The organism is Stenotrophomonas sp. SMYL20, assembly GCF_036320045.1.
Lineage (GTDB): Bacteria > Pseudomonadota > Gammaproteobacteria > Xanthomonadales > Xanthomonadaceae > Stenotrophomonas > Stenotrophomonas maltophilia_A.
Genome location: NZ_JAWIRT010000005.1, coordinates 37,180 through 60,567, shown reverse-complemented (window position 1 = coordinate 60,567; position 23,388 = coordinate 37,180). Strand labels below are relative to the sequence as shown.

Annotated in this window: 19 protein-coding genes; 11 read left to right on the top strand and 8 right to left on the bottom strand. The window is 67.3% G+C overall.

Features of this window, described 5'->3' with window-relative positions; translation table 11 throughout:
* Nucleotides 1-22: 22 nt before the first annotated feature.
* The gene (locus V3B48_RS05170) at nucleotides 23-1,321 is read right to left on the bottom strand and encodes an ATP-binding protein (RefSeq protein ID WP_329893379.1); all 1,299 of its coding nucleotides are present in this window, start codon (nucleotides 1,319-1,321) and stop codon (nucleotides 23-25) included.
* 32 nt (nucleotides 1,322-1,353) lie between these two features.
* Nucleotides 1,354-2,061, bottom strand: a complete 708-nt coding sequence (locus V3B48_RS05165) for a response regulator transcription factor (protein ID WP_097048632.1) — start codon at nucleotides 2,059-2,061, stop codon at nucleotides 1,354-1,356.
* Between the two features lie 106 nt (nucleotides 2,062-2,167).
* Here V3B48_RS05165 and V3B48_RS05160 point away from each other — a divergent pair, with 106 nt between their 5' ends.
* Complete coding sequence (locus V3B48_RS05160; protein WP_329893334.1) at nucleotides 2,168-3,094, top strand: pepsin/retropepsin-like aspartic protease family protein; 927 nt, start codon at nucleotides 2,168-2,170, stop codon at nucleotides 3,092-3,094.
* A gap of 25 nt (nucleotides 3,095-3,119) precedes the next feature.
* On the opposite strand, the gene V3B48_RS05155 is transcribed toward V3B48_RS05160, so the two are convergent.
* Nucleotides 3,120-4,148, bottom strand: coding sequence for an LLM class oxidoreductase (locus tag V3B48_RS05155; protein ID WP_329893333.1), 1,029 nt, complete (start codon nucleotides 4,146-4,148; stop codon nucleotides 3,120-3,122).
* 13 nt (nucleotides 4,149-4,161) lie between these two features.
* Nucleotides 4,162-4,797 (bottom strand): glutathione S-transferase family protein, encoded by a 636-nt coding sequence (locus V3B48_RS05150; protein ID WP_032130046.1) that lies wholly within the window; start codon nucleotides 4,795-4,797, stop codon nucleotides 4,162-4,164.
* A 245-nt stretch (nucleotides 4,798-5,042) separates the two neighbouring features.
* Between V3B48_RS05150 and V3B48_RS05145 the strand changes: the two genes are divergently transcribed.
* Nucleotides 5,043-5,966 carry a LysR substrate-binding domain-containing protein gene (locus V3B48_RS05145; RefSeq protein WP_285302621.1) on the top strand — a complete coding sequence of 308 codons (924 nt, stop codon included), beginning with the start codon at nucleotides 5,043-5,045 and terminating at the stop codon, nucleotides 5,964-5,966.
* An 88-nt stretch (nucleotides 5,967-6,054) separates the two neighbouring features.
* Here V3B48_RS05145 and groL read toward each other — a convergent pair whose 3' ends face one another.
* Nucleotides 6,055-7,704, bottom strand: coding sequence for a chaperonin GroEL (groL, locus tag V3B48_RS05140; RefSeq protein WP_014038666.1), 1,650 nt, complete (start codon nucleotides 7,702-7,704; stop codon nucleotides 6,055-6,057).
* Nucleotides 7,705-7,785: 81 nt separating this feature from the next.
* Nucleotides 7,786-8,073 carry a co-chaperone GroES gene (locus V3B48_RS05135; RefSeq protein ID WP_006396661.1) on the bottom strand — a complete coding sequence of 96 codons (288 nt, stop codon included), beginning with the start codon at nucleotides 8,071-8,073 and terminating at the stop codon, nucleotides 7,786-7,788.
* A gap of 357 nt (nucleotides 8,074-8,430) precedes the next feature.
* Between V3B48_RS05135 and V3B48_RS05130 the strand changes: the two genes are divergently transcribed.
* The 8 genes from V3B48_RS05130 to rnfB all read left to right on the top strand — a co-directional run bounded on the left by V3B48_RS05130 (nucleotide 8,431) and on the right by rnfB (nucleotide 17,974).
* Entirely contained in the window at nucleotides 8,431-10,221 is a 1,791-nt protein-coding gene (locus V3B48_RS05130; RefSeq protein WP_329893331.1) for an endonuclease, read from the top strand.
* Nucleotides 10,222-10,289: 68 nt separating this feature from the next.
* Nucleotides 10,290-10,628, top strand: coding sequence for a divalent-cation tolerance protein CutA (cutA, locus tag V3B48_RS05125; RefSeq protein ID WP_010481118.1), 339 nt, complete (start codon nucleotides 10,290-10,292; stop codon nucleotides 10,626-10,628).
* Nucleotides 10,625-13,006, top strand: a complete 2,382-nt coding sequence (locus tag V3B48_RS05120; RefSeq protein ID WP_285302619.1) for a protein-disulfide reductase DsbD domain-containing protein — start codon at nucleotides 10,625-10,627, stop codon at nucleotides 13,004-13,006. The genes cutA and V3B48_RS05120 overlap by 4 nt, the downstream gene beginning before the upstream one ends.
* Nucleotides 13,003-13,566, top strand: a complete 564-nt coding sequence (locus V3B48_RS05115; RefSeq protein WP_329893330.1) for a TlpA disulfide reductase family protein — start codon at nucleotides 13,003-13,005, stop codon at nucleotides 13,564-13,566. The genes V3B48_RS05120 and V3B48_RS05115 overlap by 4 nt, the downstream gene beginning before the upstream one ends.
* Before the next feature lie 675 nt (nucleotides 13,567-14,241).
* Complete coding sequence (locus tag V3B48_RS05110; protein WP_329893329.1) at nucleotides 14,242-14,685, top strand: DUF2147 domain-containing protein; 444 nt, start codon at nucleotides 14,242-14,244, stop codon at nucleotides 14,683-14,685.
* A gap of 101 nt (nucleotides 14,686-14,786) precedes the next feature.
* On the top strand, nucleotides 14,787-16,868 hold the full coding sequence (gene metG, locus V3B48_RS05105; protein ID WP_329893328.1) for a methionine--tRNA ligase: 2,082 nt from the start codon (nucleotides 14,787-14,789) through the stop codon (nucleotides 16,866-16,868).
* 76 nt (nucleotides 16,869-16,944) lie between these two features.
* Complete coding sequence (locus tag V3B48_RS05100) at nucleotides 16,945-17,535, top strand: HAD family hydrolase (protein WP_329893327.1); 591 nt, start codon at nucleotides 16,945-16,947, stop codon at nucleotides 17,533-17,535.
* A gap of 25 nt (nucleotides 17,536-17,560) precedes the next feature.
* The gene (gene rnfB / locus V3B48_RS05095; RefSeq protein WP_121504596.1) at nucleotides 17,561-17,974 is read left to right on the top strand and encodes an Rnf electron transport complex subunit RnfB; all 414 of its coding nucleotides are present in this window, start codon (nucleotides 17,561-17,563) and stop codon (nucleotides 17,972-17,974) included.
* A 151-nt stretch (nucleotides 17,975-18,125) separates the two neighbouring features.
* On the opposite strand, the gene V3B48_RS05090 is transcribed toward rnfB, so the two are convergent.
* A complete protein-coding gene (locus V3B48_RS05090; protein WP_005410556.1) occupies nucleotides 18,126-18,473 on the bottom strand; it encodes a RidA family protein in 348 nt (115 codons plus the stop codon).
* Nucleotides 18,474-18,665: 192 nt separating this feature from the next.
* Between V3B48_RS05090 and mprF the strand changes: the two genes are divergently transcribed.
* Nucleotides 18,666-21,230 (top strand): bifunctional lysylphosphatidylglycerol flippase/synthetase MprF, encoded by a 2,565-nt coding sequence (gene mprF / locus V3B48_RS05085; RefSeq protein ID WP_329893326.1) that lies wholly within the window; start codon nucleotides 18,666-18,668, stop codon nucleotides 21,228-21,230.
* An 807-nt stretch (nucleotides 21,231-22,037) separates the two neighbouring features.
* Here the strand turns inward: mprF and V3B48_RS05080 are convergent.
* A complete protein-coding gene (locus V3B48_RS05080; RefSeq protein ID WP_329893325.1) occupies nucleotides 22,038-23,384 on the bottom strand; it encodes an AcvB/VirJ family lysyl-phosphatidylglycerol hydrolase in 1,347 nt (448 codons plus the stop codon).
* Between the last annotated feature and the right edge of the window lie 4 nt (nucleotides 23,385-23,388).

Sequence of the window (23,388 nt, the reverse complement as noted above, 5' to 3'; positions counted from 1 at the left end):
CCGCGTCAATCCGTACGTGCTGTCAGGGAGCCGTCCCCAGCAGCAGGCGGGCGATCAATCCACCGCCATCACGCTGCAGCAGCTGCAGTTCACCTGCATGCCGCCGTGCCACGTTGGCCGCCACTGCCAGCCCAAGTCCCGCTCCGCCAGTGGCGCGACTGCGCGAACTCTCGCTGCGCTGGAACGGTTGCAGCACGCGTACACGGTCGCCCTCGGCGATGCCCGGACCGCGGTCCATCACATCCAGTTGCGCCCCGCGCCCCACCACCGCGATCCGCAGTTCCACTGCGCCGGCATAGCGAGCGGCGTTGTCGATGAGGTTGTCGATCGCCCGCCGCAGCAGGAGCGCATCGCCCTGCCAAGGCAGCACGTCCGGTCCCTCGGCGGAGATATCGATGCCGCGCAGGAGAGCACTCTGCACGCACTCTTCCAGCAACGCCGCCAGGTCAAGCTGCCGCAACTCCAGCGGTTGCAGTTCGCCGCGTGCGTAGTCGAGCACCTGCTCGATCATCGTATCCATGCGTTCGATGTCGGCCACCATCCGTGCGGCCTGTGCCGGTGGTGCGAACTCCGCACGCAGGCGCAGGCCGGTCAGCGGCGTGCGCAGGTCGTGCGCTACAGCAGCCAGCATGCGGGTCATGTCCTGTGCCTGTTCGCGCAGCCGCCCACGACCCGCGCTGATCGCCGCAGCCAGCACCTGCACTTCGCGCGGGCCGTCATCCGGCAAGGGTGTATCGGCCTGCAGATCCACACGTGCACTGGCTTCGGCCAAGCGTCGCAACGGGCGCCCCAAGCGGATTGACGCCCATGCTGCCAACGGCGCCAGCAGTACGGCACCGCCCAGCAGGGCAAGCACCACCTGGCGGCGCCAGGCCGCCAGATCGCTGTGATCGCTGCCCACCACCCGCCAACGGCCATCGGCCTGGCGCACGCCCAGTTCGAACGGCGGCCATTGCATGGCGGTCAGCACTGCTGACTGCGCCTTCAGTACGCCGGCCCGCGCCGTGGCATCCAGCACCGCGCCACCTTCGATGATCTGCACATCGGGCGCCTTGCCTTGTCCACTCCATACCAGCCGAACATCCTCCACCGGCGAGCCCAGCTGCAGCGCCGCCAGCTGCGTAAGCCAATCGCTGGCGCTGCCTTGAGGCGGCGCTGCCTGCGCCGCCAGATGCAAGCCCAGCGACGCCGGCGTCTGTTCCCCCCGCAGCACCTGCGTGGCCTGGTCCAACCGCATCGGCGGCGGCGCGGGGCGTGGCATCCAGCCCACCACCGCGACGCTGACCAGGGTGGCCAGCAACAGGCTGGCCAGGGCCAGCACCGCGATCCAGCGCGCAGTGGACCAGCGGGTATTCACAGCACCTGGACCTCGGTACCGAAGCGATAGCCTTCCCCGCGCAGTGTCTGCACCAGGGTTTCAGCGCCGGGCACTGCGTGTCCCAGCTTGCGGCGCAATCGGCTGATCGCCAGATCAATGGCACGATCAACGCTGTCGCTGGGTTCGCCGTGCATCAGCTGCAGCAACTGCTCGCGGCCGAGCACCCGCCCGGGGCGCTCGGCCAGCACCAGCAGCAGGGAAAATTCACCACGGCTCAAGGCCAGCTCAGCGCCATCCGGCGTGATCAGGCGGCGCTGCCCAGGAAGCAACCGCCATCCAGAAAAGCGCAGCTCGTTGGCCACCTGCTCACGCAGCTTGTGCTGGCGGCGCAACAGCGCCCGCACCCGTGCCAGCAGCTCACGCGGATCAAACGGTTTGGCCAGGTAGTCGTCTGCCCCCATCTCCAGACCGATCACCCGGTCCGGCGCGCTGCCCATCGCCGACAGCATCAGGATCGGGATCGCCCGCGCCTGCAGCCGGCGGCAGACCGACAGGCCATCCTCGCCGGGCATCATCCAGTCGAGGATGATCACGTCCGGGCGCTCGGCCTGCAGCAGCACATCCAACGCCGCCGCACCGCCCGCCACCCGCACATCGTAGCCATGCAGCTGCAGGCAGTCGGCGATGGCATCACGGATGCTGGCGTCGTCATCGACAACGATGACCCGGGCGGGAGCGTTCATGGGGTCAGTATCGGGCCGTTGTGTATCAGGACGGTATCAGCGCCGATATTCCCGCGATACGCCAGGGCGCGCCAATGGTCGTCATCGATCACTACGGAGATGCCCCTTGCGCCTCACCCTGCTTCCCCTGCTTGCCCTCCCGCTGCCTGCGCTGGCAGGCGATGCCCCCGAACACGTGCTGCCGATGTGGATGCAGGGCGGGCATCCGGCCGTGGCCGTCTCGCTGGACGGGCGTGCGGAGCCGTTGCGCTTCGTGGTCGACAGTGCAGCCGGTGCGACCCTGGTGGATGACCGCGTGGCCCGGCGCTATGGTCTGGAAGACGCCGATGCGGCGGTGTCGCATGCGCAAGGCGCCAGTGCGAAGGCGGCCCAGCTGCGACGGATGCGCACCACGTCCTGGCGGCTGGGCAGCTGGCAGCTGCAGGCCAGTGGCGTTCAGGCCGATCTGTCCTCGTTGGCGAAGGATGATGAGGCGGTCATTGATGGCCTGGTCGGCAATGACCTGACCGGACGCTGGGATACCCGCTGGGACTTCGGCCGCAATGAGCTCGCGCTGTGGACCCCGGGCCGGCTCGCGCTGGATGGAAACGGGTGCCAGGCCAACGCACTGCCGGATCGCAAGGCTGGATTGCGCCACTTCGGTTTCATCACGGTGGCACTGGGTGATGCCGGTGTGGAAGCCATCGCCGTGGTCGATACCGGCGCGGCGCAGACCGTGCTCAATGCCGAAGCCGCACGCGCATTGGGCGTGCGCACCGACGGCAGCGACCAGCGCGTGCGTGTTCGCGGGAAAGGCACTGAAGGCCTGGGTGGCGGAAGGCAGGCCACCTGGCTGTACACCCTGCCCAGCATGACCAGCGCTGGCTGGCGACATCCCCCGATGGAAGTACGGATCAGCGAGCTGCCGGTATTCAAGGCCATTGGCCTGGAGGCACGGCCGGCGCTGATCCTCGGTGCCGATGCAATGCGCGGCGGCCAGGTGGACATCGGTGCCGGCGCCGCACGGATCTGCCTGCGTCGGCCGGCCAACTGAGCAGCGGCCGGCGCCTGCGAACGTGCTACCAGTCCATCACCTTCGCCGCCGGCCCGGGATGCGACGGGAACAACGGCAGTACCTCCTCGGCCAGCTCCTGCAGCACCTCGCCGGCAGGCCGCTCGGCGAACTGGATCCCCAGTGCGGCATGGTTGACGCCGGCCCGCTGCCAGGCCTGCAGCAGATCGATCAGACCCTTGCGGCCGGTGCGCAGGGTGAAGCCACCCCGCAACGGCATGCGTGGATGATCCGGGTCATCCACCAGGTCGATCCACTCGTTGGTCATGTGCGGACGGAAGCCCCCCTCCGGGATCAGCGTGCGCCAGGCACGGATCTTCGCGGCCAGCCGCTGCGGGCCGGCGGCGTCGTGGGTGGCCTCGGGATAGGTCAGCCAGCCATCGGCATGCTGGCCGATCCACTCCAGCGACTGGCGCGCACCGCCGGTGACAACCAGCGGAACGCGACCACTGACTGTGGGCGGCAGCAACTGCACACCCTGCTCGGCCCCGGCATGTGTCATCCGCCCATCCGTGCCCGGCTGCAGCCAACGGCGCATCTCGTTCATTGCGGTAGCGAAACGTTCTCCGCGCGCCGCGTGCTCCAGTCCATAGGCCGGGAATTCCAGCGGGCGATCACCGGACGCCACACCCATCACCAGCCGCCCACCAGACAGCTGATCGATCGACGCCGCGGCCTTGGCCAGATCGATCGGATGGCGCAGTGGCAGCACCACGCTGCCGGTGGCCAGGGCCACGCGCTGTGTGCGCGCTGCCAGCCACGCAAGGTAGGTGAATGGATCGAACAGCTGCCCCGCATCGCCGAAAAACGGATCGAACAGCGGTACGTCACGCACCCATACCGCAGCGAAGCCATGGCGGTCGATCTCCTCCACCAGCCGCGCCTGGCCCTGCAGCACGGCCATGTCGCCCTGGTAGAAACGCAGCGGCAGGTAGATGCCCAGGGTCAGCGCGTCGGCGCGGAACATGCGCTGGTAGCCCGGGTGCGTGGCAAAGACCGGCGCCGACGCGCCCGGCACTGCAATGGAATCGTTCATATGCGTCGCCTCCTTACGGTCCGGTGGCCGGCTCGGGCAGCTGCACGCCGCGCTGTACCGCAGGGCGTGCTGCAACCCGTGCGTACCACGCATCCAGATGGCGATGCCGCGACAAATCGATGTCGATGATGCGGGCGATGTGCAGCCAGCCGAAGTGGGCGATGTCGGCAATCGAGTAGTGATCGCCAGCCAACCACTCGCGTCCCTGCAGGCGCTGGTCGAGTACGCCGAACAGCTCGTCGCTCAGGCGCCGGTAGCGTTCGATTGCCGCGGAATCGGGCTGTTGCGCGAAATGCTCGAAGTGCACGCGCTGGCCGAGGATCGGGCCGACGCTGGCGGCATGGAACATCAGCCAGGTCAGCGTCTCCCAGCGCGCAGCCGGTTCGGAAGGCAGCAACGCATTGCCCTGTTCGGCCAGGTACATCAGGATCGCCGCCGATTCGAAGACAACGATGCCGCGCGCGCGATCTTCCAGCACGGGAATGCGGCCATGCGGGTTGAGCCGCAGGAAGTCGGGATGGCGATGTTCACCATCGGCGATGTGGACGTGGTGAAGGTGATAGGGAAGACCCAGTTCTTCCAGTGCGATGGTGGCCTTGAAGCCATTGGGAGAACTGTCGGAGTACAGGTGCAGCGAAGGTTCGTTCATGGGAATCCTGGACGCAGGGAGCGACGGCATGCACCGGCCGTTGAAGGTGGCCGGGCGATGCGGGAACGGGCGCTGCAGCAGCCGTGCAGGCAGTCTAGGAAAGGCCTGCGTCGCGGGGAAACGATGTCTCCTGCACGGGGAGTTGAGCGGGGCTCAACGTGCGCGACGCGCGCGCGACAGGCTGCAGTGCGGTCGATATGCTGTCGCAGCGCGGCGCGTGCCGACGCGGTTACAGGAGAGTGGAGATGGGTGCGGTGCTGCCGCTGCTGGGCCTGCGGGCCTTCGTTGAAACCGGCCGACATGGCAGCCTGACCGCCGCCGCCGATGCGATGGGGGTGACACCTGGTGCAATCAGCCAGCAGCTTCGACAGCTGCAGGAGCGGCTGGGCGTGAGCCTGTTCGACCGCACCCGGCATGGCGTGGTGCTCAGTGCAGCCGGCGCGCGTGTGTATCCGGAGCTGCTGCAGGCCTTCGACCAGATCGCACAGAGCCTGCAGACACTCGAACGCTGGGAAACACGGTGCACGCTACGCATCAGCGCGGCACCGAGCTTCGCCGCACAGTGGTTGGCGCCGCGACTGGGCGGGTTCAGTGCGTTGCATCCGCAGGTGGACGTGCAGCTGGACTCGAGCGCGGCGTTGGTCGACCTGCGCCGCGAGGGGGTGGACATCGCGATCCGTCATGGTCTGGGCCGCTACCCTGGCCTGCATGCCGAGCACCTGATGGCACCGGTACTGCTGCCGGTGGCCAGCCCTGCGCTGCTGGCCAGCACGCCTGCCGTGGGTACAGTGCAGGATTGCCTGCAGCTGCCGCTGCTGCAGGACGCCGACCGCAGCGACTGGCGGCTGTGGTTCCAGGCACTGGATCTGCCCGGCGATGAACGACTGGAGCGCGGCCCTGCGTTCGATGACGACCTGTTGCTGATCCGCGCGGCGGTGGCCGGGCAAGGCATCGCCCTGGTGCGCGACATCCACGCGGCCGAAGAACTCGCCAATGGCCGGCTGCAGGTGGTGATCGACCAGCCCTGGCCACAGGCCTTCGCCTACTACGCGGTGACGCGTGCGGACGGCGAGGCCAACGCGGCGATACCTGCTTTCATGACCTGGTTGCATGCAGCATTGATGACGCCGCAGGCAGCAGGCACACACACCCTGCAGGACGCAGGATGAGCCGCTCGAAAAGCGATGCCATTGCAGCCGGCCACAAAAAAACCCCGCCTTGCGGCGGGGTTTTTCATTGCGGGGCGAACGTGGGGACTTAGAAGTCCATGCCACCCATGCCGCCCATGCCGCCCATGCCACCGGCGCCACCCATGGCCGGCTCGTCCTTCTTCGGAGCTTCGGCAACCATGGCTTCGGTGGTGATCATCAGGCCAGCGATCGAGGCCGCGTTCTGCAGCGCCGAACGGGTCACCTTGGTCGGGTCCAGGATGCCGAACTGCAGCATGTCGCCGAACTCGCCGGTGGCGGCGTTGTAGCCGAAGCTGCCGGTGCCTTCCTTGACCTTGTTGATGATGACCGACGGTTCTTCACCGGCGTTGGCCACGATTTCGCGCAGCGGGGCTTCCATCGCGCGCAGGGCGATCTGGATGCCGTGGTTCTGGTCTTCGTTGGCACCCTTCAGGCCGGCCAGTGCGGTGACCGCACGGACCAGGGCCACGCCGCCGCCCGGGACCACGCCTTCTTCAACGGCTGCACGGGTAGCGTGCAGGGCGTCGTCGACGCGATCCTTCTTTTCCTTCATTTCGATTTCGGTCGAAGCACCGACCTTGATCACGGCAACGCCACCGGCCAGCTTGGCCACGCGTTCCTGCAGCTTCTCGCGGTCGTAATCCGAGGAGGTGTCCTGGATCTGGGTCTTGATCTGGCCGACGCGTGCGTCGACGGCAGCCTTGTCACCCACGCCATCGATGATGGTGGTGTTTTCCTTGGAGACCTGCACCTTCTTGGCGCGGCCCAGGTCCTTGATGGTGGCCTTTTCCAGCGACAGGCCCACTTCTTCGGAGATCACGGTGCCGCCGGTCAGCACGGCCATGTCTTCCAGCATCGCCTTGCGACGGTCGCCGAAGCCCGGCGCCTTGACGGCCACGACCTTGACGATGCCACGGATGGTGTTGACCACCAGGGTCGCCAGCGCTTCGCCTTCGACTTCTTCGGCCACGATCAGCAGCGGCTTGCCGGCCTTGGCGACGCCTTCCAGCACCGGCAGCAGGTCACGGACGTTGGAGATCTTCTTGTCGTGCAGCAGGATGAACGGGTCATCCAGGTCAGCGGTCTGCGACTGCTGGTTGTTGATGAAGTACGGGGACAGGTAGCCGCGGTCGAACTGCATGCCCTTGACCACGTCCAGCTCGTTGTCCAGGCCCGAGCCTTCTTCAACGGTGATCACGCCTTCCTTGCCGACTTCCTTCATCGCGTCAGCGATGATCTGGCCGATCGACTCGTCCGAGTTGGCCGAGATGGTACCGACCTGGGCAATCGCCTTGTCGTCGGCGGTCGGCTTGGAGATGGTCTTCAGCTCGGCAACGGCGGCCACGACGGCCTTGTCGATACCACGCTTGAGGTCCATCGGGTTCATGCCGGCGGCAACAGCCTTGGCGCCTTCGCGGATCAGGGCCTGGGCCAGCACGGTGGCGGTGGTGGTGCCGTCGCCAGCGTCGTCGTTGGTGCGGGAAGCAACTTCCTTCACCATCTGCGCACCCATGTTCTCGAACTTGTCAGCCAGTTCGATTTCCTTGGCGACGGAGACGCCGTCCTTGGTGATGGTCGGCGCGCCGAAGCTCTTTTCCAGCACGACGTTGCGGCCCTTCGGGCCCAGGGTGGCCTTGACGGCATTGGCGAGAACGTTGACGCCGCGCACCATGCGCGAACGGGCGTCTTCACCGAAACGAATATCCTTGGCAGCCATTGCAATTACCTCATTGGTAGCGCCGGACGATGCCCGGCGGCTGGGATTTGGGGATCAGGTTGAAACAGGTCGCGCCGAGGCTCAGCCGATGACGGCGAGCACGTCGTCTTCGCGCAGGACCTTGTACTCGACGCCTTCGCTCTTGTACGAGCTGCCGGCGTACTGGCCGTAGATGACCTTGTCGCCGACCTTCAGCGACGGCGCGCGCACGCTGCCGTTGTCCAGCGGCTTGCCCGGGCCGACGGCCACGACTTCACCCTTGGTGGACTTTTCCTTGGCCGAATCCGGAATGACGATGCCACCGGCGGAGATTTCGTCGGCTTCGATCGGCTTGACCACAACGCGGTCGTGCAGCGGCTTGATGCTCATGAGAGACCTCTTAAGTTATTGATTGGTCTGAAAAAGTCTGGCGATGTTAGCACTCACCCCAGGTGACTGCCAGCATTGCTCGCGAAAAAGCCCGATGAATCGGGAGCAGGACAGAGATGGAGCTGGCCCCGGACCTTTCAAGGCCGCTCGCGGAAAAAATTTCACTGCCCCGGGCCCACTCGATCTGCGCCCATGTGAAGGCCTGGATGCCGGTGCAACGCGGCAACCCTGTCTCTGGAATCCTCGACTTTTGGTGACTCGCGTCGCACTGTCAGATATCTGACGTTCATTTACGACAAAGTGTCACTGGATCGGCCTTAGGCTCGGCCGCGCATTCCCAATCACAAGGAGTAGTCGATGCGATTGCTGTCCCCGCTTGCCGCCGCCTGCCTGCTTGCGCTGGCCGCCGCGCCGGCCCAGGCCGAAGTCTTCATCAACGAACTGCACTACGACGACAGCACCGCCGCCGGTGACGTCGGCGAAGCCATCGAAGTGGTCGCTACCGCGGGCGAGGACCTGTCCGGCTACCGCCTCTATCTCTACAACGGCAGCAATCCTTCGGCCGCCACGGTCTACGCCAACAATCCGGTCCCGGCCGGCACCGCCGCGGGTTGCGGCAGCGCCACCCTGGCCGTGGTCAGCTACCCGACCAACGGCCTGCAGAACGGCCCGAACGACGGCATCGCCCTGGTCGATGCCAGCGGCAAGGTGGTGCAGTTCCTCAGCTACGAGGGCGCCATCACCGCCTCCGGTGGCCCTGCCGCCGGCATGACCAGCCAGAACATTCCGGTGGCCGAGACCAACAGCACGGCCCCGGGCACCTCGCTGCAGCTGACCGGCAGCGGCAGCCAGTACGCCCACTTCACCTGGGCCGAATCGGCCAGGCAGACATTCGGCAACTGCAACAACGGCCAGACCTTCAGCGGTGGCGGCACCCCAGGCCCGAACACGCCGCCGTCAGTGTCCACCACCACCCCAGCGCAGGGCAGCAGCACCTTCCCGGCCGCGGCCGACCTGGAAGTGGTGTTCAGCGAGACGGTGAACCTGGCCAGCGGCGCCTTCGCCCTGAGCTGCGGCACCTCCGGCAGCGTGCCGCTGACCTACCCGGCCAGCGGCCGCAGCGTGAAGCTGTCCACCAACACCGCGCTGGTGGCCGGTGAAGCCTGCCGCTTCGACATCCGCGCCGCGCGCATCACCGACCTGCAGGGGGCGCACCCCGCCGCCGACAGCCGCATCGCCTTCACCGTGGCCAGCACCGGCGGCAATCCGGACCCGGGCAACCCGGGCGTGCCGGCCGGTTACTACTCCAAGGTCAACACCAGCAGCCCCAGCCAGCTGCGCTGCTCGCTGCACGCCACCATCAAGGGCCACACCGCCTACCCGTATAGCGGCTCGGACACCAGCACCTGGACCATCCTGGAGATCGCCGACGAGGATCCGAACAACAGCGGCAGGATCCTGGATGCGTACCGCAACCGCAGCTACGCCAAGGTGACCGATCGCGCCGGCAGCGGCGGCGGCCTGAAGTACAACCGCGAGCACACCTGGCCGAACTCGCTGGGCTTTGCCAGCACCACCGGCGACAAGGGCCTGCCGTACGCGCCGTACACCGACACCCACATGCTGTACCTGACCGACGCGCAGTGGAACGCCGACCGTGGCAACAAGCCGTTCGGCAAGTGCGACGCCAACTGCGGCGAACGCGCCACCGAGGCCAACAACGGCCAGGGCGGCGGCAGCGGCGGCTACCCGGGCAATTCCAACTGGGTGCGCACGCCGGACGGCAACACCGGCACCTTCGAGGTGTGGGGCAAGCGCAAGGGCGACATGGCGCGTGCGGTGATGTACATGGCGATCCGCTACGAGGGCGGCAAGGATGCGGCCACCGGCCAGTCCGAGCCGGACCTGGAGCTGACCGACGACCGCAGCAGGATCGTCAAGACCAGCAGTTCGCCGGCCTACATGGGCCTGCTCTCGACGCTGATCGACTGGCACCTGTCCGATCCGCCGGATGATGCCGAGCGTGCCCGCAACGACGTGATCTACAGCTTCCAGGGCAACCGCAACCCGTTCATCGACCACCCCGAGTGGGCGACCCCGGGCCTGTTCACCTCGGCCAAGCCGGCCTCCTGCCAGCTGGCCAACTGACCGCGCAACGCAGCGGTCCACTGCCGCCGCCGGGCCCTGCCCCGGCGGCGGCCCTATACTCGACGGTCATGTCGACCGTCGATCCCGTCCTGCTGCTGTTGACCACCTGCCCGGACCGGGCCAGTGCCGAGCGCATCGCGCACGCGCTGGTCGGCGAGCGCCTGGCCGCGTGCGTGACCCGCCTCGATGGCGCGCAGTCGACCTACCGCTGGCAGGGCGAGGTGACCACCGACGCCGAGCTGCAGCTGCTGGTGAAGACCACCGCGAGTCGCGTCGATGACGCGATTGCCCGGATCGTCGAACTGCATCCGTATGAACTCCCGGAGTGCATTGCGGTCGAAACCCGGGCCGGCCTGCCGGCGTATCTGGACTGGATCCGGGCACAGACCCGGGAGGACACTGATTGAAGACTCTGTTTGCGCGTGGCGCCGCCTTGTGCGCCCTGTTGTGGCTCTCGCTGCCGGCGTTCGCCCTGGATGAGAAAGACCTGCTGCCGGTGGACCAGGCGTTCGCACTGACCGCGACCGCCGCCGAGCGTGGCCAGGTGCAACTGCAGTTCAAGATCGCACCGGGCTATTACCTGTATCGCCACCGCACCAGCGTCAAGGCCGACCCGGCCTTCAATGCCGGCGCGCTGCAGATGCCCAAGGGCGACAAGCACCACGACGATTTCTTCGGCGAAGTCGAAACCTATCGCGAACGCCTGCAGGCCACCCTGCCCGGCACGCCGACCGACGCCGCCGGCACCATCAGCCTGGAAGTGCGTTACCAGGGCTGCGCCGATGCCGGTGTCTGCTACCCGCCGCAGAAGCGCGTGGTGCAGGTCACCCTGCCGGGCGCCGGTGCGGCGGCCGCGGTGCCTGCCGCGCGTACCGGTGCGGCAAGCCCGTTCAACAACCCGCTGGCCGGTGCCGGCAACAGCGGCGGCCTGCGCCTGCCGGGGGCGGCCAGCAACAGCCAGGCGCTGCCGCTGCCGTCGGAGCAGGCGTTCGGCTTCGACGCCATCGCCAGCGACGGCAATACCCTGCTGCTGCGCTTCAGCCCGGCACCGGGCTACTACCTGTATCGCGACCGCACTTCGGTGAAGCTGGACGGCAGCACCGGGGTGCTGGCCGACAAGCTGCGCTGGCCTGCCGCACAGTCGCATCGCGACGAACACTTCGGCGATGTCTCGGTGTACTTCAACCAGGTGGAAGTGCCGCTGCCGCTGCGCCGCTCCATCGCCGATGCGGTCGACAGCACTCTGGTGGTGACCTTCCAGGGTTGCCAGACCGATGGCATCTGCTACCCGCCGATGACCCGCCGGGTGAAGCTGTCCATTCCGGCCGGCAAGGTCAGCAGCAGTGCCGACCAGGCGCCACCGCGCAATGAGGTGATCAGCCCGCTGCCCGCTGCCAACGGCGCACCACGCGAAGCCGCCAACGGCGCACCGCTGCGCCTGCTGCCAACCGTGCCCAATACGGATGCAACGACCCCTGCTGCAGGTGACGGCACCGCCAGCAGTGAGTTCGCCGCCGATGCACAGGGTGACAACGCGCTGCGCACGCGACCGCCGGTGACCACGCCGAATCCGGACCGTTCGTTCGTATGGGTCCTGCTGCTGGCGCTGGCCGGTGGCCTGGTACTGAACCTGATGCCCTGCGTGCTGCCGATCCTGTCGCTGAAGGTCCTGAGCCTGGCGCAGAGTGGCGAAAGCCCGCAGCGCGCGCGCAGCCATGCCCTCTGGTACACGCTGGGCGTCTTGGTCGCGTTCGCGGTGATCGGTGCGTTGATGGTTGGCCTGCGCGCGATCGGCAACGCCGTCGGCATCGGCTTCCAGCTGCAGCACCCGGGCGTGGTGGCGGCGCTGGCCTACATCATGTTCGCGGTGGGCCTGAGCCTGTCCGGCGTGTTCACACTGGGCGGCGGCATCGGCAACCTCGGCCAGTCGCTGGCCAGCCGCAGTGGCCCGGCCGGTGATTTCTTCACCGGTGCGCTGGCCTGCGTGGTCGGCAGTGCCTGCGTCGGCCCGTTCATGGGCGGCGCGATTGCCTACGCGTTCATTGCCCCCCCGCTGAAGGCGATGACCGTGTTCCTGTTCCTCGGCCTGGGCCTGGCCCTGCCGTTCCTGCTGATCGGCTTCGTGCCGGCACTGGCGCGCCGCCTGCCCAAGCCGGGCCCGTGGATGGAAACGCTCAAGCACGTGCTGGCCTTCCCGATGTATGCCACCGTGCTGTGGCTGCTGTGGGTGCTGGGCAAGCAGCGCGGCGTGGACGGCATGGCGCTGGTGCTGGGTGGCCTGCTGCTGCTGGCCTTCGGTCTGTGGCTGTTTGAACGCAACCGCTGGACCGGCTCGCGCGCCGTCACCCTGCTCGGCGTGCTGCTGGCGATCGGTGCACTGGTTCCTGCCTGGGGCGTGACCCAGCTGGCAGCGCCGGCGCGTGCCGCACAGGCGGCGACTGACAACGTGGTCGAATACTCGCCGCAGCTGCTGGATCGCCTGCGCGCCGACAACCGCGTGGTGTTCGTGAACATGACCGCCGACTGGTGCGTGAGCTGCAAGGCCAACGAGCGCGCCGTGCTGTCGCGCCCAGAGTTCAAGGAACTGCTCAAGCGCACCAACGCGGTGTACATGCGCGGTGACTACACCAACGTCGATCCGCAGATCACCACGTTCCTGGAAGAGCACAAGGCCGTGGGCGTGCCGCTGTACGTGGTGTACGGCCCCGGCGCACCGCCGACCGTGCTGCCGACCCTGCTGACCCAGGCGGTGGTCGAGGAAGCGCTGCTGCGCACCGCACGATGAAATGGCAACGGCCAGCGCTGCTGTGGACAGCGGTGCTGGCCGCCGGCCTCGGCCTGTGGGCCGGGCATCGATTGGCTCCCGCGCCGGCTGCGCCTGAGGCCATGCCAGCGGCGCCTGCGGTGGCGGCGGTGGCACCCGCCCTGCAGGTCGGCGACAGCCTGCCCGCGCTGTCGCTGCCCGATCTTGAAGGCCGACCGCTGGACCTGCGCCAGCACGCTACCGGCCGCCCGCTGCTGATCAACGTCTGGGCCAGCTGGTGTGCCCCCTGCGTGGAAGAGATGCCGGAGCTGGCACGCTTTGCCCATACCCAGGGCAGCGAAGGCGTGCAGGTGCTGGGCCTGGCATTGGATACGCCGGAAGACGTGCGCCGCTTCCTGCAGCAGGTACCGGTGGATTACCCGATCGTGATCGAGACACCCGGGCCACGCGATGCCAGCGTGCAGCTGGGCAATACGCAGGGCCTGCTGCCCTACAGCGTGCTGTTCGATGCACAGGGCCGGCTGGTGAAGGCGAAGCTGGGGCCGTTCGCCCACGGCGAGATCGACAGCTGGGTGAAGTGAGGGTGTTTTTTGCAGGGCTTGCAGCCCTGCACCCTGCTCAATGCAACGCAACGGCAACGGCAACAGCCAAAGCGGGCATTCCGTGGGTTGGCGGGACGGTATCGGAGTGCGGGGACCCTGCAAGTACATCCCTGTAAGCTTGGCAGCCGCATCCATGCGGCTGACACCCCGCACTCCGACACCGCCCCACCTCTGACAGATCTTCGCGGCTGTTGGTAGGTGTCGACCTTGGTCGACACATCTGTCAGATATCGATATTCAGAGCGGAATCAGACCCCGTGCCGACCAACGGTCGGCACCCACCAAAGCAGAACGCCGTTCCGACAGATCGCAGGAAACTGTCGAAGGCGGGGTGGGTCCGGTTGAGGGGGCGTGAGCGCCATGGATGGCGCGACCGAGGCTACATGGACGTATTCACGCCGTCCCCCGCAACGTTGCGGGGGCGTGAGCCGCATGGATGCGGCGACCGAGCTTACATGGACGTACTTGCAGCGCCCCCCGCAACCGGACCCACCCCGCCATCCCACGGATAGCCCGCTGTTGCTGTTGCAGTTGCTGTTGCCCCCGCAGGTGCAGGGCGCAGCCCTGCAAAGCCCCCCTTCCCCATACCCCGCCGAATGGGTATACAGTCGACCCATGCCGGCAGCGTGCCGGAATGAACCCTGGGAGGGGACCATGCGCAACACCTTCAAGACCCTGCTGCTGGCACTGCCGCTGTGCCTGGCCGCCCTGTCGGCACAGGCCACCGACGGCGCCGCCGGCCGCTGGAAGACCATCGACGACAAAACCGGCAAGGTGAAGTCGATCGTCGAGATCAGCCAGGCCGCCAACGGCACGCTGACCGGCAAGGTGGTCGACATCCTGCACTCGGACAAGGGCCCGAACCCGGTCTGCGACGGCTGTGAAGGCGCCAACAAGAACAAGCCGGTGAAGGGCATGACCATTCTCTGGAACCTGAAGGCCGACGGCGCCAACAAGTGGTCCGGCGGCACCATCCTCGACCCGGCCAACGGCAAGACCTACAAGTCGAAGATGGAACTGCAGCCCGGCGGCACCAAGCTGGACGTGTCCGGCTGCATTGCCTTCATCTGCCGCGCGCAGACCTGGCAGCGCGAATAAGCCCCCAGGCCCCGCTTCATCCCCGTGACCCGGCTTCGGCCGGGTCACGTCGTTGCGGGCATGCGATACTCTGCGGTTCCCCTCGGCTTCACCCCGCGACCATGACCCGTACCGCGCTCGTCACCACCGCCCTGCCCTACGCCAACGGCCCGCTGCATCTGGGCCACCTGGTCGGCTACATCCAGGCCGACATCTGGGTGCGTGCGCGGCGAATGAGTGGCGGCAAGGCCTGGTTCGTCTGCGCCGACGACACCCACGGCACGCCGATCATGCTGGCCGCGGAGAAGGCCGGGGTCACCCCGGAAACCTTCATCGCCAACATCCAGGCCAGTCACGAACGTGACTTCGCCGCCTTCGGCGTGGCCTTCGATCACTACGACTCGACCAATTCGGCGGCCAACAAGGCGCTGACCGAGCAGTTCTACCTGAAGCTGGAAGCGGCCGGCCACATCAGCCGCCGCTCGGTGGCGCAGTTCTACGACCCGGCCAAGGGCATGTTCCTGCCCGACCGCTACGTCAAGGGCATCTGTCCGAACTGCGGCAGCCCCGACCAGTACGGCGACAACTGCGAAGTCTGCGGCGCCACCTATGCGCCGACCGACCTGAAGGAGCCGCGTTCGGTCATCTCCGGTGCCACGCCGGAAATGCGCGATTCGGAGCACTTCTTCTTCGAGGTGGGCCACTTCGATGCATTCCTGCGCGAATGGCTGGCCGGCGATGTCGCCCTGCCGGGCGTGAAGGCCAAGCTGGGTGAGTGGCTCAATGCCGAAGGTGGCCTGCGCGCGTGGGACATCTCGCGCGACGCACCGTACTTCGGTTTCCAGATTCCGGGCCAGCCGGGCAAGTACTTCTACGTCTGGCTGGATGCGCCGATCGGCTACCTGTCCAGCTTCCAGACCCTGTGCGGCAAGCTCGGCGAAGACTTCGAAGCGCATCTGCGCGCCGGCACCGCCACCGAGCTGCACCACTTCATCGGCAAGGACATCGTCAACTTCCACGGCCTGTTCTGGCCGGCGGTGCTGCATGGCACCGGCCACCGCGCGCCAACCCGCCTGCACGTCAACGGCTACCTGACCGTAGACGGCGCCAAGATGAGCAAATCGCGCGGCACCTTCGTGATGGCGCGTACCTTCCTCGACGCCGGCCTGGAGCCGGAAGCGCTGCGCTACTACTACGCCGCCAAGTCCGGCGGTGGCGTCGACGATCTCGACCTGAACCTGGGTGACTTCATCGCCCGCGTCAACGCCGACCTGGTCGGCAAGTTCGTCAACCTGGCCAGCCGCTGTGCCGGCTTCATCAGCAAGCGTTTCGACGGCCAGCTGGCCGCACAGCTGCCCGATGCGGCGCAGTACCAGCGCTTCGTCGACGGCTTGGCGCCGATCCGTGAAGCCTACGAGCGCAACGATCCGGCCGCGGCGATCCGCCTGACCATGACCCTGGCCGATGAAGCCAACCGCTACATCGACGACGTCAAGCCGTGGGTGATCGCCAAGCAGGAAGGCGCCGACGCGCAGCTGCAGGCGGTGTGCAGCCAGGGCCTGAACCTGTTCCGCGTGCTGGTCACCGCACTGAAGCCGGTGCTGCCGGCCACCGCTGCGCAGGCCGAGGCCTTCCTGGCCGCGCCGGTGACCGACTGGACCGAACTGGCGCAGCCGCTGCTGGGCCATCGCATCACCGAGTACACCCCGCTGTTCACCCGTATCGACCCGAAGAAGATTGACGCCATGATCGACGCCTCCAAGGACACCCTGCAGCCGGCCGCCGCTGCCGCCCCCGCCGCCAGGACCGACGCCGCCAAGCCGGCCGCACCGGCACCGGCCAAGGACGAAGCCAAGGGTGCCGATGCTCCGGCCTACATCGGCATCGACGATTTCGCCAAGCTCGACCTGCGCATCGGCAAGGTGCTGGTCTGCGAGTTCGTGGAAGGTTCTGACAAGCTGCTGCGCTTCGAACTGGACGCCGGCGAGCTGGGCAAGCGCCAGATCTTCTCCGGCATCCGCGCCAGCTACGGCGAGCCGGAGAAGCTGGTCGGCCGCAGTGTGGTGTTCATCGCCAACCTGGCCCCGCGCAAGATGCGCTTCGGCCTGAGCGAAGGCATGATCCTGTCGGCCGGTTTCGACGGCGGCGCGCTGGCGCTGCTGGACGCCGACAGCGGCGCGCAGCCGGGCATGCCGGTCCGCTGATGCCCGCAGCGGGCGTGGTTGCGGCCACGCCCGCCGGCAGCACCGGCCTCGGGGCAACGCGATGGGAGGCAACGGAATGGAACTGGCGCTGTTCGACTTCGACCACACCGTGACCACCTGCGATACCTACGGCCGTTTCCTGCGCCGCGTGGCCACCGCCGAACAGCTGGCACAGGCGTGGTGGAAGGTCGGCCCGTGGCTGGCCGCGTACAAGCTGAAGCTGATCTCGGCCGAGCGCATCCGCGCGCGCGTCACCCGTTTGACCTTCAGCGACCGCCACAGCGATGACATCGCCACGCTGGCAGCCGGCTTCTCGCGTGAGTTCCTGCCCGACGTGGTGCGCCCGGAAATGCTGGAGCAGATCCGCTGGCACAAGGAACAGCAGCACACCGTGGTGATCGTGTCCGGCTCGCTGGACCTGTATCTTCGGCCGTGGTGCGAACAGCTGGGCCTGCACTTGATCTGCAACCGGCTGGAGAGCCAGGACGGCCGTCTCACAGGTCGCTATGCCGGTGGCGACTGTGGCCCGCGCAAGGTCGAGCACATCCGCCGCCAGTTCGATCTGTCACGCTACGTGCGCATCCATGCCTACGGTGACAGTTCCGAAGACAAGCCGATGCTGGCGCTGGCCCACGAGCGCTGGTTCCGTGGCAAACCCTTGAAGTAACCCCAACGCGCAGCCTTCGCCACGCATGAGCCTGATTCCTCCCCTGACCGAACGCCTCGACCGCCTGCTGCCGCAGACCCAATGCGGGCAATGCGGCTACGACGGCTGCCGCCCGTACGCGCAGGCCATGGCGCGCGGCGAGGCAGGCGTGGACCGCTGCCCGCCGGGCGGCGACGCTGGCGCGCGCGCACTGGCGCAGGTACTGGACGTACCCACCATTCCGTTTGATCGTTCGCGCGGCGAGCACAAGGCGCCGCAGGTGGCATTGATCGTGGAAGCCGACTGCATCGGCTGCACCAAGTGCATCCAGGCCTGCCCGGTGGATGCCATCGTCGGTGGCGCCAAGTACATGCACACGGTCATTGCCGATCTGTGCACCGGTTGCGAGCTGTGCATTCCACCGTGCCCGGTGGACTGCATCGAGCTGGTGCCAACGTAGCCACCAGACCAACCGGCAGTGGAGCGGCGGGGTAGAGTCGACTGTTTGTCGACTGCTCTTCGTTCCGGCGGCGCAAAACCCCGCGCTGCGCGCGATAGTCGACTAACCGTCGACTCTACCCTCCACTGGTGGGACCTGACCTTGCCTGCCGTTACGGTACCGCCGCCGTCACTACGATCTCGACCTTCCAGTCAGCGTGGGCCAGCTTGGCCTCGACCGTGGCACGCGCCGGGGTCGCACCCTCGACCACCCACTCATCCCACGCCTTGTTCATGCCGTCGAAGTCGGCCATGTCGGCCAGGAACACCTCGGCGCGCAGCACATGCTGGCGGTCACTGGCGACCAACGCCAGCAGCTTGTCGATTTCTGCCAGCACCTGCCGGGTCTGGCCGGTGATGTCCTGGCTGGTGTCTTCCGGAATCTGGCCGGAGAGATAGGCGACCTTGTTGTATACGGTCATTTCGGACATGCGCGGTCCGACGTCGTAACGCTCCATCATGGGCGTGGCTCCTGCGGTTGATCAGGCCTGCATTGTCCTCCAAACCGGTCGACGTTGGGTGCACGGGCATCCTCCGCGACACGTCACTACCGGACTCCGACGGTCCCACTGGTCAAATGACGATGACAGGCGCACGATGCGCCACGCCCGCGTTGACACCGCCCTCGCCCCTCCTGCCGCACCCTTGCGCCGATGACCGCCCCCGTCGATTCCACCACTGCCTCTTCCACGCCAACCTGGAAGCGGGTTGCCACCATCGTCATCCCCCTGCTGATCCTCGCCCTGGCCCTGCACGGCCTGGCCAACGAGTTCGACGAGCACGGCTATCGCGCCATCCGCCAGGCGTTCCGGCAGCTCAGCGGCACGCAGATCGCGCTCACCGTGGTACTCGGCCTGGCCAGTTACGCCTGCCTGATCGGTTTCGATGCCATCGGCCTGCGTCGCAGCGGCATCCGCGTGCACCCCGCGCGCGTCGGCATCACCGCCTTCCTCGCGCACACCCTCGGCCAGACCGTGGGCTTTGCCGCACTGACCGGCGGCGCCGTGCGTCTGCGCGGCTACCGCAGCGCCGGCCTGGACCTGGCGCAGATCGGCCAGGTGGTGCTGATGAGTACGCTCGGTTTCGTGTTCGGTGCGTGGCTGTTGATCAGCGTGGCACTGTGCATGGAGCCTGCAGCGGCGGCATTGGCGTTGCCGTTGAATCCAGACGCGGTGCGCGTGGTCGGCGTGGCCGCCCTGCTCGCATTTGTGGGCACCGTGTTGCTGGTCGGCCGCGAGGGACGGCAGTTCAGCGTGTTCGGCCATGCACTCTGGTTGCCCGACCGCCGCACCATGCTGGGTGTCACCGTACTCAGCGTGATCGAACTGGTGCTGGCCAGTGCCGCGTTCTACGTGCTGCTGCCGGACTCCACGCCGACCGGCCTGCCGGGCTTCGTCGGCCTGTACCTGGTGGCAGTGCTGGCCGGCTTGGTCTCGACGGTTCCCGCGGGCCTGGGCGTATTCGAATGGAGCCTGTTGAAGCTGTTGCCACAGGTGGCACCGGCTGCGGTGCTGGCGGCTGCACTGATCTACCGCGTCACCTACTACGTACTGCCGCTGGTGCTGGCCACGCTCCTCGCGCTCGCGCCGGCACTGCGTCAGCCGCTACAGGCCAGTGCCGGCGCAACCCGCGCCGGCTGGAACGCGCTGCGCCCGTGGCTGCCGCAGATCATCGCGCTGGCGGTGTTCAGCATCGGCGCCGCGCTGGTCATCGACGGCACGCTGCCGACGCCTCGCCGTCACCTGGTCAATGCCTCGCTGCCGATCCTGGAGACATCCCATCTGATTGGCAGCCTCAGCGGCGTTGCACTGCTGCTGATCGGCCAGGGCCTGGCCCGACGCAGCCATGCGGCGTGGATGCTGGCGATGGCGGTATGCGTGATCACCCCGCTGCCGCTGTGGCTGCGTGGTGGCCAGCTGTTGATCGCGGTCTCGGCAGTGCTGGTGGCGATGGCACTGTGGGCCGCACGCCGCGAGTTCTACCGCCAGGGTGCCCTGCTGGACGAAGCCTGGTCGTGGCCGTGGCTGCGCAATCTCGGACTGGTGCTGGTTGCGGTCACCTGGCTGCTGTTCTTCACCTACAGCCATGTCGAATACCAGAACGAGCTGTGGTGGCAGTTCGCGGTGTCGGGCAATGCACCGCGTGCACTGCGCGCGTTGCTGGTGGTCGCCATCGCGCTGGTGATGTTCGGCCTGGCACGGTTGCTGCACAGCACGCGCAGCCCGCTGCAACCCGCCGACGAAGCCACGCTGCAGTCGCTGGCGCCGGTATTGGCCGGTGCCACCGATACCCAGGCCTGCCTGGTACTGACCGCCGACAAGGCGGTGTTGCGCGATGACGCGAAACAGGGCTTCGTGATGATGCAGCGCTACGGCGGTTCGCTGATCGCGATGGGCGATCCGGTCGGCCCGCCTGACGTGGCGCGCGCGTTGATCTGGCGCTTCCGCGAGGAAGCCGACCGGCTGGGCCTGCGCCCGGTGTTCTACCAGGTGGGCGAGACCTATTGGCAGACCTACCTCGACCTGGGCCTGGGCCTGGTCAAGCTGGGCGAGGAAGCGATGGTGCCGCTGCATGACTTCGGCCTGGAAGGCCGCGAACGCGCCGATCTGCGCCAAGCCTGGAACCGGGGCAAGCGCGGTGGCCTGTCATTCCGCGTGGCACCGGTGGAGGAAATTCCCAGCCTGCTGCCGCGCCTGCACGCAATTTCCAACGCATGGCTGGAAGACAAGGCCGGCGATGAGAAGGGCTTCTCGCTGGGCAGCTACGACCCGGATTACCTGGTGCGCTTCCCGGTCGCGCTGGTCGAAGCCGAGGGCCAGATCGTGGCGTTCGCCAACCTGTGGCAGGCACCGGCCGGCGCCGAGCTGTCGGTCGACCTGATGCGCCACGTCAACGAAGCACCGAAGGGCACGATGGACTTCCTCTTCATCGAACTGTTCCTGTGGGGCCGCGCGCAGGGCTATGCGCGTTTCTCGCTGGGCATGGCACCGTTGTCCGGGCTGGCACAGCATCGGCTGGCCGGTCGCTGGAACCGACTGGCCGGCCTGCTGGCGCGGCACGGCGAACGCTTCTACGGATTCAGTGGCCTGCGCCGCTTCAAATCGAAGTTCGATCCGCAGTGGCGGCCGCGCTATCTCGCCGCGCCCGGCGGCATGCATCTGCCGGCCGCGCTGCTGGATGCCACGCGCCTGATCTCGCTGGATCCGCGGCGGAATTGAAGCCGCGATCCGCCGGGCATGGCCCGGCGCTACCTGCCACCCGGTAGGTGTCGACCTTGGTCGACACGCTCAGCCCACGGCGCCTTCAGCCCCAGCGCCGACCAAGGTCGGCGTCTACCAACAGCCGTCGGGCGTGGCTCGACGCTACATGCGCCTGGTAGGTGTCGACCTTGGTCGACACGCTCATCCCGCGGCGCCTTCAGCCCCAGCGCCGACCAAGATCGGCGTCTACCAACAGCCGTCGAGCGTGGCTCGACGCTACATGCGCCGGGTAGGTGTCGACCTTGGTCGACACGCTCATTCCACGGCACCTTCAGCCCCGGCGCCGACCAAGGTCGGCGTCTACCAACAGCCGTCGAGCGTGGCTCGACGCTACATGCGCCGGGTAGGTGTCGACCTTGGTCGACACGCTCATCCCACGGCACCCTCAGCCCCGGCGCCGACCAAGGTCGGCGTCTACCAACAGTCGTCGAGCGTGGCTCGACGCTACATGCGCCTGGTAGGTGTCGACCTTGGTCGACACGCTCATCCCGCGGCACTTCAGCCCCAGCGCCGACCAAGGTCGGCGTCTACCAACAGCCGTCGAGCGTGGCTCGACGCTACATGCGCCTGGTAGGTGTCGACCTTGGTCGACACGCTCATCCCGCGGTGCCTTCAGCCCCGGCGCCGACCAAGGTCGGCGTCTACCAACAGCCGTCGAGCGTGGTTCGACGCTACATGCGCCTGGTAGGTGTCGACCTTGGTCGACACGCTCAGCCCGCGGCGCCTTCAGCCCCAGCGCCGACCAAGATCGGCGTCTACCAAACGCTACACCCCGCCCTTCAGGATCACTTCGGCGAGGCGGTCGTAATCGCCACAGAAATGGTGATCGCCCGGCAGCTTCACCTTCCTCACGCCGTCATTGGCCGGCAGATCCGGGCACAGCGCGTCCTCATCCTTGTCGCCGTACACGCACAGCGTTTTTTCCGCCGGCAGCCTGGCCACTTCCGGTGCGATCGGCAGGCCGTCGCCGCCACCGCCCAGCCAGTTGCTGACATGGAATTCGAAGTCGGCCTTCCTGCCCACCGACAGCAGCACGATGCGCTCCAGCGCCTCACGGGTGCCGACGTCGAGCTGGTTGATGGTGGCCGGCAGCACGTCGGCGCCCTGCGAGAAACCGATCAACATCACCTTCTCGCGGTGCCATTGCTGGCGGTAGTGGTCGATGATCTTCTGCAGGTCGCCCGCAAAGCCCTTCGGTGTGCGCTCGCTCCAGAAGTAGCGCAGCGAATCGATGCCGACGACCGCCACGCCATGCTCGTTGAGTGACGACGCCACGTTCTTGTCCAGGCCAGCCCAGCCACCGTCACCGGAGACGAACACCGCCAGCGTATCGCCGCTGCCGGTCGCCGGCATTTCCACCACGGGCAGGCCCTTCAGTGCAGCAGGCGGCGGTGCCAGGCTGACGCCGGCCTGCGCGCCGATCACCCGTGCCGCAGCCACCAGGCCCGGTGACGCATCACCGCGCGCGGTGCGCTTGAACTCGCGTGCCATCGCGACCTGCTGCACGAACGCGCTGGCCTGGCCGACCTTGCAGCCGCGGTCACCGGCCGCGCTCAACCACGGAAAATTCAGTTCGGCCGGCTGCAGCCTGTCGTGCTTCACACCATCGCCGCAGACCATGCGCTGGTGGTTGTGGTCCGGGCAGAAGCCGGTGGTCAGTACACCGGCGAACACCTGGGTATCGGCCTGCGCTGCCAGCGAATAGGCCATCTCGGCACCTTCGCCATCACCGCCGACCAGCGGCAGGTGGTAGCCGGGCAGATGCAGCGAGGCCTGCAGCCAACGTGAGAAATTCTCGACGTCACCGGAACCGAACGAACAGGTCGGGTCCCCCTCGCGCTTGAGCACACCGCGCAGGTGCGCAATGTCCACTGCCGCGACCAGCGCGCCATCGGCACGCAGGGCCTCGATCGGCAGGCGGCTGGTGTCACCACCGGCCGTGGGTTCGTGGAACCAGATCACCACCCGTTGCGGCGTGCCGGATGGCATGTGCACCGGAATCTGCTCGAACCGCCCATGGCTGAACTGCTGCGGGGTCACGGCCGCCGTTGCCGGCAGCGCGGCCAGCGCCAGTACCACACCCATTGCCCTGCCCAGCCCTGCACGCTTCATATCG

Coding starts and splice junctions, on each gene's coding strand:
- V3B48_RS05115 (WP_329893330.1), top strand. CDS start 13,003: ATGAAATGGCAACGGCCAGCGCTGCTGTGGACAGCGGTGCTGGCCGCC.
- rnfB (WP_121504596.1), top strand. CDS start 17,561: ATGAGCCTGATTCCTCCCCTGACCGAACGCCTCGACCGCCTGCTGCCG.
- groL (WP_014038666.1), bottom strand. CDS start 7,704: ATGGCTGCCAAGGATATTCGTTTCGGTGAAGACGCCCGTTCGCGCATG.
- metG (WP_329893328.1), top strand. CDS start 14,787: ATGACCCGTACCGCGCTCGTCACCACCGCCCTGCCCTACGCCAACGGC.
- mprF (WP_329893326.1), top strand. CDS start 18,666: ATGACCGCCCCCGTCGATTCCACCACTGCCTCTTCCACGCCAACCTGG.
- V3B48_RS05130 (WP_329893331.1), top strand. CDS start 8,431: ATGCGATTGCTGTCCCCGCTTGCCGCCGCCTGCCTGCTTGCGCTGGCC.
- V3B48_RS05150 (WP_032130046.1), bottom strand. CDS start 4,797: ATGAACGAACCTTCGCTGCACCTGTACTCCGACAGTTCTCCCAATGGC.
- V3B48_RS05155 (WP_329893333.1), bottom strand. CDS start 4,148: ATGAACGATTCCATTGCAGTGCCGGGCGCGTCGGCGCCGGTCTTTGCC.
- V3B48_RS05165 (WP_097048632.1), bottom strand. CDS start 2,061: ATGAACGCTCCCGCCCGGGTCATCGTTGTCGATGACGACGCCAGCATC.
- V3B48_RS05100 (WP_329893327.1), top strand. CDS start 16,945: ATGGAACTGGCGCTGTTCGACTTCGACCACACCGTGACCACCTGCGAT.
- V3B48_RS05090 (WP_005410556.1), bottom strand. CDS start 18,473: ATGATGGAGCGTTACGACGTCGGACCGCGCATGTCCGAAATGACCGTA.
- V3B48_RS05080 (WP_329893325.1), bottom strand. CDS start 23,384: ATGAAGCGTGCAGGGCTGGGCAGGGCAATGGGTGTGGTACTGGCGCTG.
- cutA (WP_010481118.1), top strand. CDS start 10,290: ATGTCGACCGTCGATCCCGTCCTGCTGCTGTTGACCACCTGCCCGGAC.
- V3B48_RS05145 (WP_285302621.1), top strand. CDS start 5,043: ATGGGTGCGGTGCTGCCGCTGCTGGGCCTGCGGGCCTTCGTTGAAACC.
- V3B48_RS05110 (WP_329893329.1), top strand. CDS start 14,242: ATGCGCAACACCTTCAAGACCCTGCTGCTGGCACTGCCGCTGTGCCTG.
- V3B48_RS05135 (WP_006396661.1), bottom strand. CDS start 8,073: ATGAGCATCAAGCCGCTGCACGACCGCGTTGTGGTCAAGCCGATCGAA.